Here is a 17121-nt window from a genome sequence, read left to right on the forward strand (position 1 = left end):
GTGCCTGCCAGCGGCGCGGTGCCGGAGCCCGATGCGCCGTTGCGCGTCGCGCTCAAGGCAGCCCTCAAGGCGCAGTTGCCGGACTACATGGTCCCGGCGCACCTGTTGTTCCTGGCCCGATTGCCACTGACACCCAATGGCAAGATCGATCGCAAGGCCTTGCCGGCGCCCGACGCCAGCGATCTGCAACAGGCCTACGTGGCGCCTCGCAGTGAGGTCGAGCAACAAGTCGCGGCGATCTGGCAGGACGTGCTCAAGCTTGAGCGCGCGGGCCTGGAGGACAACTTCTTCGAATTGGGCGGGCATTCGCTGCTGGTGACCCAAGTGGTCTCGCGAATCCGTCGGGTGCTGGGCATCGAGGTGCCGCTGCGCAGCTTGTTCGAACACAGCACCTTGCAGGCGTTTGTCGCATCCTTCGAGGCCACGCCAGGCGAACAGGCCCCGGCGATGGTACCGGTGCCCCGCGATGCGCCGCTGCCGCTGTCGTTTGCCCAGGAACGCCAATGGTTCCTGTGGAAAATGGACCCCGACAGCGCCGCCTACAACATCCCCACGGCCCTGCGGATGCGCGGCACGCTGGACAAGGATGCGCTGCGCGAGAGTTTCGCCGCGCTGGTGGCGCGTCACGAAAGTTTGCGCACCGTATTCGTCGAAGAGGATGGGCACACCTGCCAAGTCATTCGCGAACAGGGTGAGGTCGACTTCGTCGAGCAGCGCCTGGAAGAGGATGAGATCCAGGCCTTTGTCGAACAGCAGACACAGCGCCCCTTCGATCTGTTGACTGATTCATTGCTGCGCGTGGCACTGCTGCAGGTGGATGAGCAGGATCACATCCTGGTGCTGACGCTGCATCACATCGTCTCCGATGGCTGGTCCTTGCAGGTGATGGTCGATGACCTGATGAGCCTGTATTCGGCGTTCGTCCAAGGCCAGCAAGCGCATCTGCCGCCATTGGCGATGCAATACGCCGACTACGCCGTCTGGCAGCGGCAGTGGATGGCGGCCGGTGAGCGGGATCGCCAATTGGCCTATTGGTCCGGGCAACTGGGCGGTGAGCAACCGCTGCTGGAACTGCCCACCGACCGTCCGCGCCCGGCGCAGCAAAGCCTGCGCGGCGCACGCCTGCCGATCAGGCTGGACGCTTCCTTGAGCGCGAACCTCAAGGCCCTGGCGCGACGGGAAAACGTCACGCTGTTCGTGCTGTTGCTCGGCTCTTTCCAGGCGCTGCTGCACCGCTACAGCGGCCAGGCCGACATCCGCGTCGGCGTGCCGATCGCCAACCGTCAACGACTGGAAACCGAGCGACTGATTGGTTTCTTCGTCAACACTCAGGTCCTGCGCAGCGAGTTTCACAATGGGCTGACCGGCGCCGCTCTGTTGCAGCAGCTCAAGCAGACGGCCCTGGCCGCGCAGATGCACCAGGACCTGCCTTTCGAGCAACTGGTGGATGCTTTGCAGCCGCAGCGCAACCTCAGCCACAGCCCGTTGTTCCAGGCGATGTTCAACCACCGCAACGAAACCGATTCGGCGTTCGCCAATGCCTTGCCGGACCTTTGCGTCGAGCCCCTGGGCTGGACGCAGCGTACCGCGCAGTTCGACCTGAGCCTGGACACGGTCGAGGGCCCGCAGGGCTTGCACGCGGCCCTGACCTATGCGACGGATCTGTTCGAGCCGGCGACCATCGAGCGCATGGCCCGGCATTGGCTCAACCTGTTGCACGAGCTGGTGCGCGACCTGCATCGCCCGGTGGTGCAGTGGTCGCTGTTGGATGAGGACGAGCGCAGGCACATGCTCAGCGACTGGAACGCCACGGCGCAGCATTACCCGCTCGACCGCAGCGTGCAAAGCCTGATCGAGGAGCAAGTGCGCCGGACCCCGGACGCGCCTGCGCTGGTCTTCGGCGAGCAGCGCCTGAGCTACCGTGAACTCAACGCCCGGGCCAACCGTTTGGCCCATCGGTTGATCGACCAGGGCGTCGGCCCCGACGTGCTGGCGGGCATCGCCGTGGAGCGTTCCGTGGAGATGGTGCTGGGGCTGTTGGCGATCCTCAAGGCCGGCGGCGCCTACGTGCCCCTGGACCCCGAATATCCGCGCGATCGCCTGGCCTACATGTTCGACGACAGCGGCATCGGCTTGCTGCTGACTCAGCGACATTTAATCGATTCCTTACCGATTCCGGTAGGGCTGCGCAGCCTGGTGCTGGACCTGCCCGATGACGGCTTGTATGCCAACCGCGTCGGCAATCCAGGCGTCGAAGTCCACGGCGAAAACCTGGCTTACGTGATCTACACCTCCGGCTCCACCGGCAAGCCCAAGGGTGCGGGCAATCGCCATCGCGCCCTGGTCAACCGGCTGTGCTGGATGCAACAGGCGTATGGCCTCGATGCCTCGGACAGCGTGCTGCAAAAGACACCGTTCAGTTTCGACGTGTCGGTGTGGGAGTTTTTCTGGCCGCTGCTGACCGGTTCGACGCTGGTGGTGGCCGCGCCGGGCGCCCACCGTGACCCGGCGCAGTTGATCGACTTGATCACGGCCCAAGGCATCACCACGCTGCACTTCGTGCCGTCAATGCTCCAGGCGTTTATGCAGGACCCGCGCGTGGCCGAATGCAGCGGTTTGAAGCGGATCGTCTGCAGCGGCGAAGCGCTGCCGGTGGATGCCCAGCAGCAGGTGTTCGCCAAATTGCCGAACGCCAACCTGTACAACCTCTACGGCCCGACCGAGGCGGCCATCGACGTCACTCACTGGACCTGTGTCGAGGAGGGCCGCGACAGCGTGCCCATCGGCCAACCGATCGCCAACCTCGGCACCTACATTCTCGACGATGAATTGTCGCCGGTTCCGGTGGGGGTGACCGGCGAGTTGTATCTGGCGGGCGAAGGGCTGGCGCGGGGTTACCACCGACGCGCGGCGTTGACCGCCGAGCGCTTCGTCACCGGGCCGTTCGGCCATGGTCAGCGCTTGTATCGGACCGGCGATCTGGCGCGCTATCGCCCCGACGGCGTGATCGAATACGCCGGGCGGATCGACCATCAAGTGAAGATCCGTGGCCTGCGCATCGAGTTGGGTGAAATCGAAGCGCGCCTGGCCGAACACGATGCCGTGCGCGAAACCGTGGTCCTGGCCCAGGACGGCACGCTGCTGGTGGCTTATCTGGTGCCGGCGCGCGCCGAGCTGCTCGCCGCCGATGGCGCCGTTCGCCAGGCGCTGCAAGCACGCCTCAGGGAACATCTGAGCCAATCCTTGCCCGACTACATGGTGCCGCAACACTGGGTGTGGCTGGAAAAAATGCCGGTCAGCCCCAACGGCAAGCTCGAGCGCAAGGCACTGCCCAAGGCCGAGCCGAGCGCCCATCCCCAGGCCTACATCGCAGCCATGACGGCGCAGCAGCAGACGCTGGTGGATATCTGGCAAAGCGTGCTTGGACGCGAGCGCGTGGGTGTGACCGACAATTTCTTCGAGCTGGGCGGCGATTCGATCATCTCCATTCAGGTGGTGAGCCGGGCCCGGCAGGCCGGCCTTCATTTCAGCCCCAAGGACCTGTTCCTGCACCAGACCATCCAGGGTTTGGCCGGCGTGGCGACAACGGGAGACGGCGGGCCGGTCATCGACCAGGGCCCGGTGACAGGCGAGGCGCTGCTGCTGCCGTTCCAGCAGTTGTTTTTCGAGCAGGCCATGGCCGAGCCCCATCACTGGAACCAGTCGGTACTGCTCAAAGGCGTGCGGCCGGTGCACGCCGGGCATCTGGAGCAGGCGTTGCAGGCCGTGGTCGAACATCACGATGCGTTGCGCTTGGCCTTCTCCCATGAGGATGGCGCCTGGATCGCTCGCCATAACACCCTGGCCGATCAACGTGCGTTGTCGCAACGCTCGCCGCTGTTGTGGGCCGCCGAGGTTCCCGATGCGCCGGCCCTCGAACGCCTGGTCGAACACGCCCAGCGCAGTCTTGGACTGGGCAGTGGCGCGCTGCTGCGCGGTGTCCTGGCGACCCTGGCTGATGGCAGCCAGCGGTTGTTGTTGGTGATTCATCACCTGGTGGTGGACGGCGTGTCCTGGCGGGTGCTGCTGGAAGATTTGCAACAGGCATACGACCAATTGCAGGCCGGCCAGATGCCGACGTTACCGGCCAAGACCACGTCTGCACAGACTTGGGCGCAACGGTTGCAGGCCCATGCCAGCAGTGCGGCGTTGCAAGGCCAAGTCGCTTACTGGCAGGCGCAACTGGACGGCGCTCGCCCCGACCTGCCTTGCGACTACCCGCAAGGTGATTTGAGTCGGTGTCATGGGACGCAAGTCCAGACGCGGCTGGACAAAGCACTGACACAACGATTGTTGCAGCAAGCCCCCGCGGCCTATCGCACCCAGGTCAACGACCTGCTATTGACGGCGCTGGCCCGGGTGATCGGCCGCTGGACTTCCCAGGCGTCGACCTTGATCCAGTTGGAAGGCCATGGCCGCGAGGCCCTCTTCGATGATGTGGACCTGAGCCGCAGCGTGGGTTGGCTCACCAGCCTGTTCCCGGTGCGTCTGACCCCGACGGCGACCGCCGAAGGCTCGATCAAGGCGATCAAGGAGCAACTGCGGGCGATCCCCGACAAAGGGCTTGGCTTCGGCGTGCTGCGTTATCTGGGCGATGAACCGACGCGTCGTGCCCTCGCGGCACTGCCGGTGCCGCGCATCACCTTCAATTACTTGGGGCAGTTCGACAGCGGCTTCAACGAAGCGGCCAATGGGCTGTTTGTCCCGGCCAGCGAATCGGCGGGCGCGGCGCAAAGTCCGTTGGCACCGCTGGATAACTGGTTGACACTCAATGGCAGCGTCTATGCCGGCGAGTTGAGCATCGATTGGAGCTTCAGCACGCAGATGTTCGACGAAGCGACGATCCAGGCGCTGGCAGAGGATTACGCTCGGGAATTGCGGGCGCTGATCGACCACTGTTGCCAGACCGAACGCCACGGCTTCACGCCGTCGGACTTCCCCCTCGCCGGGCTGAACCAGGCGCAATTGGACGCGTTGCCGCTGGTGGCGCGAGAGGTGGAGGACCTTTATCCGCTGTCGCCGATGCAGCAGGGCATGCTGTTTCACACGCTGTACGAGCAACAGGCCGGCCACTACATCAACCAGATGCGCGTGGAGGTCCAAGGGCTGGACGTCGAACGCTTCCGCCTGGCCTGGCAGGCGGCCACGGATACCCATGACGTGCTGCGCAGCGGGTTTGTCTGGGACGGCGATTTCAAGCATGCATTGCAGGTGGTGTACAAGCGCGTCGACGTTGCGTTGCAGCTTGAGGACGGGCGCGCAAATGCTGACCTGGCTCACTGTCTGGAAAACCTCGCAACGGCCCAGCGCCAACAAGGGTTTGCCCTGGACGCGGCGCCGTTGTTGCGGTTGGTGGTCGTGCGCGTGGCGGACGATCGTTATCACCTGATCTACACCTGCCATCACATCCTCATGGACGGCTGGAGCAACTCGCAGTTGCTCGGCGAAGTGCTGCAACGCTACAGCGGGCAGTCCGTCGCCGTATTGGGCGGTCGTTATCGGGACTACATCGCCTGGCTGCAACGCCAGGACGCGGCGGTCAGCGAAGCGTTCTGGAAACCTTTGCTGAAACGCCTGGAAGTGCCAACGCGGCTGGCCGACGCGGTGGCCAAACCCACGGACGCTGGTGTTGGTTATGGCGATCATGTGCAGGTGCTGGACGAAGTGCTGACCCGTCGCCTGGAAACCTTTGCCAGATCTTCGAAGGTCACGGTCAACACGCTGGTGCAGGCCGCCTGGTTGCTGCTGTTGCAGCGCTACACCGGTCGGGAAACGGTTGCCTTCGGTGCGACGATGGCCGGTCGTCCGGCGGACCTGCCTGGCATCGAGCAGCAGATCGGTTTGTTCATCAACACCTTGCCTGTGATCGCCAGCCCTCGGGCCGAGCAGTCTTTGGACAGTTGGCTGCAAGCGGTGCAAGCGCAGAACCTCGCCTTGCGCGAGTTCGAGCACACCGCGTTGCTGGACATCCAACGCTGGGCCGGGCAGGGCGGCGACGCGTTGTTCGACAGTTTGTTGGTGTTCGAGAACTACCCGATCGCCGAGGCCCTGGAGCAGGGCGCACCGGACGGTTTGCGTTTTGGTTCGCCGATCACCCAGGAACAGACCAACTATCCGTTGACGCTGTTGGTGGGGCTGGAGCGGCAGTTGTCGGTGCATATGAGTTATCAGCGGGCGAGTTTCTCGGCGGTTACCGTGGAGCGGTTGGCGGCGCATCTGGCTCAGTTGCTCGGACAGATGACGGCTAATGGCGAGCTGTGCTTGGGTGAACTGTCGATGCTGGAATTCGATGAACACCAGCGCCTGACCCATGACTGGAATTCGGTGGATGCGCCGTTCGAGCAAGACCTATGCATCCATCAATTGATTGCCCGCCAAGCGGAAAACACCCCGGACGCCTTGGCGGTGACGTTCAATGATATTCGCCTGAGCTACAGCGAACTCGACGGCCGCGCCAATCGTCTGGCCCATAAACTGATCGAGCTGGGCGTCGGCCCGGAAGTGCGCGTGGGCGTGGCGATGCCGCGCTCCGAGCAACTGCTGATCGCCTTGCTGGCGGTGCTCAAGGCTGGCGGCGCGTACGTGCCGCTTGACCCGGATTACCCGGCCGAACGCGTGGCCTACATGCTCGACGACAGCCGGGCGAAGGTGCTGTTGACCGAGCAGGCTGTGGCTTTGACGGAGCCGGCCGGAACCCGAGTATTGATGCTCGATCAACTCGACCTTTCACGTTATCCATTGAGCGCACCGGTTACTCACGTTTCAGCGGACAACCTCGCCTACGTCATCTACACCTCCGGCTCCACCGGCAAACCCAAAGGCGTGGCCATCGCCCACCGCAACGTTCTGGCGCTGATCGACTGGTCCAAAACCGTCTACAGCCGCGACGACATCCAAGGCGTGCTGGCCTCGACCTCGGTGTGTTTCGACCTGTCGGTGTGGGAGCTGTTCGTGACCCTCGCCAACGGCGGTTCGCTGATCATCGCCCGCAATGCCCTGGAACTGCCGCACCTGCCGGCCCGCGACCAGGTGCGCCTGATCAACACCGTGCCCTCGGCCATCGCGGCGTTGCAGCGCAGTGGGGATATCCCGCAGAGCGTGCGCATCATCAACCTGGCCGGTGAGCCGCTGAAGCAAAGCCTGGTGGATGCCCTCTACCCAACACCCCTAACCTGTGGGAGCGAGCCTGCTCGCGAAAGCGGTGGGTCAGGCAATCCGATGCAAACTGACAGGACGCCTTCGCGAGCAGGCTCGCTCCCACAGGGGATTGAGCATGTCTATGACCTTTATGGCCCATCGGAAGACACCACCTATTCAACCTGGACCCGCCGCACCCAAGGCGGCACGGCCAATATCGGCCGCCCACTCAAGCACACCGCCAGCTACCTGTTGGACGCCAACCTGCAACCGGTCCCCCAAGGCGTGTCCGCTGAGCTGTACCTGAGCGGCGCGGGCATCACCCGGGGTTACCTTGGCCGCGCGGCGATGACCGCCGAAAAATACGTGCCCAACCCGTTCTCCACCACCGGCGAACGCCTCTACCGCACCGGCGACCTGTGCCGTTATCGCGACGACGGTGCGCTCGAATACCAGGGCCGCATCGACCATCAGGTGAAGATCCGTGGTTTCCGTATCGAGCTGGGGGAAATCGAGGCGCGACTGTTGCAGCAGCCCGAGGTCAACGAAGTCGCCGTGCTGGCCCAGGAAGGGCCGGGCGGGCAGCAACTCGTCGCCTACGTGGTGGCCTCGCTGGACGCCGACACCCTGCGCGATCCACTCAAGGCCCGCCTCAAGGAGCATCTGCCCGACTACATGATCCCGGCGCACTGGCTGTTCCTCGATCACCTGCCGTTGACCCCCAACGGCAAACTCGACCGCAAGGCGTTGCCGGCTGTGGAAACCGGGGCGACGCAAAACGGTTACGCGCCACCCGCAAGCGAACTGGAGCAACAGATCGCCGACGTCTGGCGCGAAGTCCTGGAAGTGGAACAGGTCGGTCGCAACGATCATTTCTTCGAGCGCGGCGGTCACTCATTGCTGGCGACCCAGGCCATCTCTCGGCTGCGCAAACTCACGGGCTATCCGCTGAGCTTGCGTGATCTGTTCGATCATCCACGCCTCAGCACATTGGCGGCGCTGATGAGCGGGACCGGTGATGCAAGCGTGCGCGCCGGCGACTCCAGCAAGGTCCGGCTCAAGGCCCACGGGCCAAGGCAATCGGCTCCGCTGTCGCTGGTGCAACGGCGGTTGTGGATCGCCGAGCAGCTGTCCGGTGGCACTTCGGCGTATGGCATGCCCATGGCCCTGCGCTTGTGCGGCGAGTTATCGGTCGAACGCCTGATGAGCAGTTTTGCCGAAGTGACGCGCCGTCACGCCGTACTGCGCACCGCGTACGTCCAGGACGACGAAGGCGATCCGCTGGCGCTGATTGCCGACGAAGTCCGGTTGGATTTCCCGCTGGTCGATCTCTGCGATCTATCGCCCGGTGCCCAGTTGGAACAGGTGGCCCAGGCGACGCTGGACAATGCTCGCACGCCGATCGACTTGGAGCAGGCGCCGCTGCTGCGTGGGCGAATCCTGCGCCTGAACCCCACCGAACACGTGTTGTTGTACGCCATGCACCACATCATTTCCGATGGCTGGTCGATGGGGCTGTTGATCAACGAACTGGTGCAGATCTACGAAGCCGCTTCGCGCCATGAACCGATGCCGCTGGCGCCGCTGGAGGTCCAATACCATGACTTCGCCCTCTGGCAACAGGCGTTGGAAGAGCAAGGCGTACTGGCGCGCCAGGCCGACTATTGGAAGCAACGGCTCGATGGCTACAACGGGCGTCTCGACCTGCCGCTGGACAACCCTCGCGGGCAGACCTCGTCGTATGAGGGCGATGCGTTGCAGTTCGAACTGTCTGCCGGACTCAGCGCGGCATTGCGGCGGTTATCGAGCGAAGCCGGCGTCACGCTGTACAGCACGCTGCTGGCCTCGTTCCAAGTGTTGTTGCATCGCCTCTGCGCCGCGCAGGATCTGGTGGTGGGCGCTGACGTGGCGGGGCGCGAGCAACCGGAGCTGGAGCGCTTGATCGGCTTCTTCGTCAACGTATTGCCGCTGCGCTCGCGCTTCGATGCGGGCATGACGTTCACGCGGTTCCTGGCCCAGACCCAGGACGACTTGCTCGGCGCGTTGGAGCATCAGGACTTGCCGTTCGACCAGATCGTCGATGCCTCGGGCGTGCCTCGTCACAAAGGCATGAACCCGTTGCTCCAGGTGCTGTTCGTGATGAACAACGTGCCGGTGCGCACGCGCTCCATGGCGGGCTTGAGCGTGGAGTTCCTGCCAGCGCTGCAGAACCATTCTAAATTCGACATGGCATTGTTCGTTGACGAAGAAGAAGGGCAATTGCGCGGTAATTGGCAGTTCGCCACACGCTTGTTCGGACATGGGCGCGTCCAGTACCTGATCGGGGCCTGGACGACCCTGTTGGAACAGATCGTCGCTGATCAGGATATTCAATTGGGAGCTATCAGCATGCCAGTCGACAACGTGGCGACAGCCGCCACGCCTGCCAACGTCCCGGGGCCCAAGGCCGACAAACTGGGCAAGTTCCTCAAGCGATCGGCGACACCGGCCGCGCGGCCGCGTCCGGCGCTGGTGCGTGAATCCCTGGTGGCAGCGCCACAGCGGTTCCCATTGATGCTGGAGCCCGGCGACCCGCACCTCGACGTTATCGAGTGGATCCGGCAAAACCGGCCATTGATCGAGCAGAAGCTGGCCGAACACGCTGGCATCCTCTTCCGTGGTTTCGAGCTGGACGGCATCCAGGGTTTCGAAGCGTTCGCCGAAGCGATTCAACCGGGGTTGTACGGCCAGTACGGCGATTTGCCGAAAAAGGAAGGCGGCAAGAACACCTACCGTTCCACGCCATACCCGGAACGCAAGATGATCCTGTTCCACAACGAGAGCTCCCACCAGGATCGCTGGCCGCGCAAGCAGATGTTCTATTGCGAGCAAGCGGCGCCCGTGGGCGGCGCGACCCCGGTGGTGGACTGCCGCCTGATGTACGAAAAACTGCCGGCGGACCTGCGCGAAAAATTCGAGGACAAGGGGCTGCTCTACGTACGCACCTTCACCGACAAACTCGACGTGTCGTGGCAGCACTTCTTCAAGACCGAGGATCGCCGCGAAGTGGAGGCCCGTTGCCGGGCCGGCGGCATCCAGTGGCGTTGGCTCGATAACGATGAATTGCAAACCCGTACGCCAGGGCCGGCAATCATCACGCACCCGATCACCGGGGAAAAATCTTTCTTCAACCAAGTGCAGTTGCATCACATCCATTGGCTGGAGCCGGACGTGCGCCAGGACCTGTTGTCGATGTACGGCCTGGACCGCATGCCCCGGCATGTCTACTACGGCGACGGCACACCGATCGAAGACGAGGTGATGGCGCGTATCGGTGAGTTGTACGAAGCCTGCGCGGTGCGTTTCGACTGGCGCAAAGGCGATGTGATCCTGCTGGACAACATGCTGGTGGCCCATGCCCGCGACCCGTTCGAAGGGCCACGCAAGATCGTGGTCGCCATGGGTGATATGTACGACCACGCCAGCCTGCAACGGCCCGCGACCGTCGGGCAATCCGCCCGGGGCGTATTCAGTACCGAGGAAACCGGAGCATGAACGAGGTGATGATGGACGTGCAGGACGCGGGTTTCGCCCTGGCGCCCGAGCAGCAACGGGTCCTTGAGCAATTGTCGGGCACGGTGACCACTGGCGATGCCTTGCGTTGGGTAAGCGTGGCTATCGACGGCGACCTTGACCCGCAGCGATTGCAGGGCGCTTTCGACAGGCTGGCGACGCAGCAGCCGATGCTGCTGGCGCGGTTGGTTAAGGTCGCAGGTTTCCACGGCTTGCGTCAGGTTGCCCAGGCCGGGCGCTTCCCGCTGACGATAAACGCAAGCGAACAGCCCGTTGAAGAGGTCCAGGCACAGTTCAACGAAACCCTCGGCCGGGCGTTCGTGGTCGGCGAATCGGCTGGCGTCCAGGCGGTGCTTTATCGTTTGGCGCCACGGCAATGGCAACTGCTGCTGGGCATCGCCCGCTACAGTGCCGATGCGCCATCGATGAACCTGCTGCTTGGACAGGTAGGGCAGGCGTATGCGGGCCAGTGTTCGGAAGACGAAGCGCCGGGAGATTTCGCCCAGTATCTGGAATGGCGCAGCGAAGTGGTCCTGGATGAAGATGCCGCCACCGCGCGAACCTATTGGCAGCAACATCTGCAAGGTTTGCAGGCGCAGATCGACACGCCATGGCTGGCGGCACGCCGCGCCAGCAGCGGGACCGCCGATGCCCGTGTTTCATTGGAGCTGGAACCGGTCCGGCGCGATGCTTTGCAGCGCTTGGCCGATGAGCTCGGGCAACCGTTGGAGACGTTATTACAGGGCGCATGGTGGGTGCTGCTGGGACGCCTTAGCGGTTCCGATCAGGCACTGGTGGGCGTGCGTCACGACAGCCGCAGCGATTATGACTACTTCGCCAGCGCCATTGGCGTGTTCGAGAAGACCCTGCCGCTTTGCGTGCCGTTGCCCCCCAACGCGCCGTTCAGTGAGTGGCTGGTGCAGTTGGCGGCGGGCCTTGAGGCGCATCGCACCTGGCAGGAATATTGGGTGCCGGAACTGGCACCTTACGCGGCGTATCCGGCCTATGGCTTTGCGATCGGTCGAGCAAGTTTCGTCCACAGCGACGCCGGTTTGAAGTGGAAGGAGTCTTTGCCTGTCCGGACCGATCCGCTTGAGCTACTGCTGCAGGTTCGATTGGAGGATGCCCAGCAGCTCGCCGCGATCGACCTGCAATACGCCGACGCTCGTTATTCGAAAGCCACCGCCAGCACCGTGTTGGAACAATACGACGTGCTGCTGGCCTCTATCCTGGCGGATGCGCAAACGCCGCTGGCGCAGCTCAACCTGCTGGGCCACAGCGAGGAACAGCGCTTGCGCGCGATCAACCCGCCGATGCAAGTATTGGGCGATAAGCGCTATCTGCCGCAACGCATCGCGGACCTGGCGCTACGGACGCCGGAGGCCATCGCGCTGACCGACGCCCACCAGTCCTTGAGCTACGGCCAGTTGAATGAGCAGGTCGAACGCGTGGCCCTCGGCCTCCAAGAGCAAGGCCTGAGTAAGGGCTCGATCGTCGCCCTGGCCTTGCCGCGCTCGGCGGATCTGGTGATCGCGATGCTGGCGGCATGGCGCATCGGTGCGGCCTATCTGCCGCTGGATATCCAATGGCCCCAGGCCCGTCAGGCGTTGATGTTGGAGCAGGCGGGCGCCGCAGTGGTGGTCACCGATGCGGCGCACCTGCCGGCGTGGCAGGACCCGCCATGTAACGTGCTGACGTTGGCCGGGCTGAGTCCGTCGAGCGAGCCCTTGCCGGCGCTGGCGACCAAGGGCAACGACACCGCCTATGTGTTGTTTACGTCCGGCTCCACCGGTGTGCCCAAAGGCGTGGTGATCGAACATCGGCAATTGCTCAACTACACCGCCCAGGCCAGCCAGACGTTGGCGCTGGATCAGTGCACACATGTCGCCTTCAGCTCCACCGTGGCGGCGGACCTGGGCAACACGGCGCTGTTTGGCGCGCTGTTCAATGGCGCGACGCTGCACGTTGCCAATGACGAGCAGATGCAGGACGGCGCGTTGTTTGCCACGTTCATGCGGCGGCAACAGATCGATTGCCTGAAAATCGTGCCATCGCACCTCGCGGCATTGCTCGACAGCGAGCAGGCGACATTGCCGCGTACCCTGGTGCTCGGCGGTGAGCCGATTGCGCCGACATTGATCGAGCGCATCGCTCGGTTGCGTAGCGATTGCCGAGTGTTCAACCACTACGGGCCGACGGAAGCCACGGTCGGGGTGATGATCCATCCGGTGTCGATCCATCCGGTGTCGCTGGAGGGTGCCGCTGAGGATTGTTCGGCGCTGACCCAGGTGTTGGGCAACAATCAGGTTTATATCCTGGATGCTGATTTACGCCTGGCACCGGTGGGCGTGCCGGGTGAGTTGTACTTGGGCGGGGCGCAACTGTGCCGGGGTTATTTGAACGCCGGGGCCGATGGACAGACGTTCATCCAGAGCCCGTTCGATCCGGCGCAGCGCCTCTACCGCACGGGTGACCTGGCGCGTTATCGCCCGGACGGCGGCATTCAACTGCAGGGGCGGCGCGATCAGCAGGTCAAGGTGCGGGGCTTCCGTATCGAACTGGCGGAAATCGAAGCCCAGCTGCTGCGCCTGCCACAAGTAACCGAGGCGCTGGTGGTGCCAGCCACCTCGGCCGAGCAAGGTTTGCTGGCATTTATTGTGGCAGCGCAAGGCTTGCCTACGGATGTGCTGGACACCGTGCGCGCCGAGCTGAGCGCACGCTTGCCCGGCGTGATGGTGCCGCAGCATTGGCACCTGATCGAACGCTTTCCACGGCTGGCCAACGGTAAGATCGATCGCCAGGCGTTGCAGCACTTGGCCGTCGCGACGAGCGATGAAGAGGGCGTCGCACCCCGTGATGGACTCGAACAATTGCTCGCTGCGCGCATGGCCCAATTGCTTGGGCTCGAACGGTTGGGCATCGATCGCGACTTCTTCGCGGCCGGCGGTCACTCGCTGCTGGTGATCAAGTTGGTGGCCGGCATTCGCAAGCTGTTGCAGTGCGACATCCATCCGGGACTGGTCTTCGATCATCCGACCGTGGCGTCGCTGGCGACGGCCTTGCGGGCGGAGGAGAACAGCCCGGGACAACTGGAGAAAATCGCCCAGGCCCGCCTGCGCTTGGAGGCGATGAGTCCCGAAGAAAAGGCTCGACTGACCGAACAGGCTCGGCAACAGCAGGCGGCCAAAGCGGCGCAGGGTCGTTGATCTGAGAGAAACGCAATGCAGAGGGTCCCTGGCGGCGTTTCCACGCGAAGGCCTGGGAACGATCACTCAACCAACAAGAGGCCGACGCCAGCAAGCGTCGGCCTTTTTTGTAACTTTCGTGCAAATGATAAATAAACTCATTCCGGTTTTTCCCAGGTGCTTCGTCTTACTAAGGAATGCGGGCGAATCGGCTCGGGCAAGGCAGCCCAGGCGCCGGTTGTGTCCAGAAAACATGTCGCTGTCGTTCAGCCGGATGACCGTGCCCGGGGAGGGGTCGGTCAGCAGGTAATCCGCGCTGGCGAACGGCAGGCCCTTCGGCCCCATGGACTTTTCACTTCTATCAATAAGAGAGCACGATGTCGGCAATTCATGAGTTGAAACCGCTGTTCAAGGCACTTGTCATGTCCCGCGGCCTGCGTTCGCGGCGGGTGTTGACGGGCTTGGGTCTGGTCTGTGTGTTGCCGTTGAGCACCCAGGTGATGGCCGAAGACGTCAGTGTCAACATCCCAGCGCAACCGCTGCCGCAGGCGCTGCAAGCGTTCGGCCAGCAAACCAACCAACAAATGATCTACAACGTCGACGAGTTGGCCGGCCTGAAAAGCAACCGGGTCAGCGGCAAGATGAGCCCGCAGGCGGCCATCACCGAGTTGCTCAAGGGCACCGGCGTGCGCTACAGCCTCGAGGGCAACACCCTGATATTGGTGAAGGGCTCCCCCGCGGGCCTGGAACTGGGCGCAACGACCATCAACGCCGAACAGTTGGCTGCAACGACCGAAGGCAGCAACTCGTACACCAGCAACGCCGTAACGATCGGCAAGGGCACCCACACCCTCAAGGAAATTCCCCAGTCGGTTACCGTGATGACGCGCAAGCAGATGGATGACCAGAACCTGGTCAACCTCAAGGACGCTGTCAACCAGACCACCGGCATCGTTGGCCTCCAGGGCGTGGGGCAGGGCATGATCCTGTCGTCGCGCGGTTTCCAGATCGACGATTGGCAGTACGACGGTGTGCCGATCCCGCGTAATACCTACTCGCTGGGCAACTGGGCGACCCAAGACCTGATTTTCTACGACCGCCTGGAGATCCTTCGTGGCGCGTCCGGCTTGCTGCAAGGCACCGGCAGCCCCGGCGGCGCTGTCAACCTGGTGCGCAAGCGTGGCCAGAGCACACCGACCGTGACCCTGACGGGCAAGGCCGGTTCCTGGGACCACTACGGCTTGCAGCTGGACGCTGGCGGTCCGCTGAACGACGCTGGCAACATCCGCGGCCGTATCGTTGCCGACGAAGACCAGAGCAACTCATTCATCGACCACGCGTGGACCAAAACCCACTCGCTGTACGGCTCGTTGGACATCGACCTGAGCGAAGACACCACCCTGGGCTTGGCGGTCAGCCAATCCAATGGCGAATCGCGCGGCAACATCCGTGGTTTGCCGCGCTACGCCGATGGCTCGATGCCGGACGTGTCGCGCTCCACCTACACCGGCGCGCGCTGGAACCGTTCGGAAATCGATGTCACCACCTACTATGCCGATCTGGAGCATCGCTTCAATGAGGATTGGGCGTTCAAGGTGGGGGGCGTGTATATGACCGAGGATAACCAGGCGAAGAACCAGCGCGTCCAAAGAGTCGGTGGTCTCTTGCCCGATGGCAGTGGCGTGCAATATGCCGACTTCCTGACCGACTTCCAGTCTACCAAGGCCGGTCTCGACATGAACCTGACCGGCAAGTTCGAAGCCTTGTCGATGGAACAGGAGGTCATGCTGGGTGGCAACTTCTCCCAATTGGAGACGGATGATAAATATGCCCGTACCTTCAACAGCACCAGCGACTCGATCTTCGACCTTGACAATGACCGCCCGGACATCAGCTACGACAGTTTGATCGCTGCGGGTGGCATGGGCGTCCTCAGCAAGTACGACGTGCGCCAGAAAGGCATATACGGCACCTGGCGCGTCAAGCCGGTGGATGACCTGACACTGATCCTGGGTTCCCGGGTCAGCTGGTACGACTTCAGCTACAAGTCGAAAAATGAACTCGCAGCCGGAATTACACGCAACACGCCAAGCTACTCAACCGAAACCGGCGTGGTCACGCCCTATGCCGGTGTCGTCTATGACCTGAGCCGTGAGTGGGCGGTTTACGCCAGCTATACCGACGTGTTCCAACCGCAGACCAACGTCGATCCCAGTGGTTCGGTACTCAAGCCCATTGTTGGCAAAAACTACGAAGTCGGCCTCAAGGGCGAGTTGATGGATGGACGGGTCAATACCTCCTTGGCTGTGTTCCGCTACGACCACGAAAACCGCGCCGTCAACATCCCTAGCTGCACTGGGGTGAACTGCTCTTCTGCCTCCGGGAAAGTGCGCAGCCAAGGCATCGAGGCCGAAATCAGCGGTGAAGTGGTAGAAAACTTGCAGTTGTTCGCGGGCTACACCTATAACACCACCAAGTACCTGGAAGACACGGGCGGTATCGACAGTAAGGAAGGCAAGGTTTTCAGCACCTGGACGCCAAAACACATGTTGCGCGTGTGGGGCAACTACCAGTTCACCGGCGATTGGAGCCGTGTCAGCACCGGCCTGGGCTTCACCACCCAAAGCCACACGCTGGTTTACGACTATGACCGTGAAATCCCGGGCTACACCGTATGGAACGCCCGTGTCGGCTACAAGTTGACGTCTGAGATCGATCTGGCGGTCAACGCCAACAACCTGTTCGACAAGACCTACATAACGCCGGCTTACAACCAACTCAATGGCAACAACAACTTTGGCGATCCGCGTAATTTGATGTTCACAGTGAAGTACACGCCGCAGTTCTGATTGCCTGCAAAGAAAAAAAACCGACCCACTTACGCGGGTCGGTTTTTTTATGGGATTAATTTCGCTGAAAACGCAAACCCCGTGGCGAGGGAGCTTGCTCCCGCTGGGTTGCGAAGCGACCCCAGAGTTCCTGAACTGAAAAACGGCGTCTGCTGCGCAGCCGAGCGGGAGCAAGCTCCCTCGCCACAGGAACCTGTGTCCTACAAAAAATGTGGCGAGCCGGACATTTCTGACGAGTCGTGTCGGTTGGTGGTTCGGAAGCGATGGGGATAGGCTTTGTCCGTCGCTGCAAAATCAGCGACCGGGTTTGGTCACCTGTCCGAAGTCAGGCGCACATGCGCAACTCAGCATCTCGGCGC

The 17121-nt window shown here is 62.9% G+C and carries 3 protein-coding genes (1 of these 3 running past the window's edge); all 3 read left to right on the top strand.

Going from position 1 to position 17121, the window contains the following annotated elements; genetic code table 11:
- Window positions 1–10710, top strand: partial view of a non-ribosomal peptide synthase/polyketide synthase gene (locus tag J3P90_RS08115; protein ID WP_434676082.1) — the 3' portion only. The gene continues 2853 nt to the left of window position 1, outside the view; the window shows 10710 of its 13563 coding nt (coding positions 2854–13563); its start codon lies off the left edge, out of view; it ends in the stop codon at window positions 10708–10710.
- Window positions 10707–13934, top strand: coding sequence for a non-ribosomal peptide synthetase (locus J3P90_RS08120; RefSeq protein ID WP_434676083.1), 3228 nt, complete (start codon window positions 10707–10709; stop codon window positions 13932–13934). The genes J3P90_RS08115 and J3P90_RS08120 overlap by 4 nt, the downstream gene beginning before the upstream one ends.
- Before the next feature lie 356 nt (window positions 13935–14290).
- The gene (locus tag J3P90_RS08125) at window positions 14291–16762 is read left to right on the top strand and encodes a TonB-dependent siderophore receptor (protein ID WP_434676084.1); all 2472 of its coding nucleotides are present in this window, start codon (window positions 14291–14293) and stop codon (window positions 16760–16762) included.
- Window positions 16763–17121: the final 359 nt, after the last annotated feature.

Origin of the sequence: Pseudomonas sp. D3-10 (assembly GCF_051132175.1) — a bacterium.
GTDB lineage: Bacteria > Pseudomonadota > Gammaproteobacteria > Pseudomonadales > Pseudomonadaceae > Aquipseudomonas.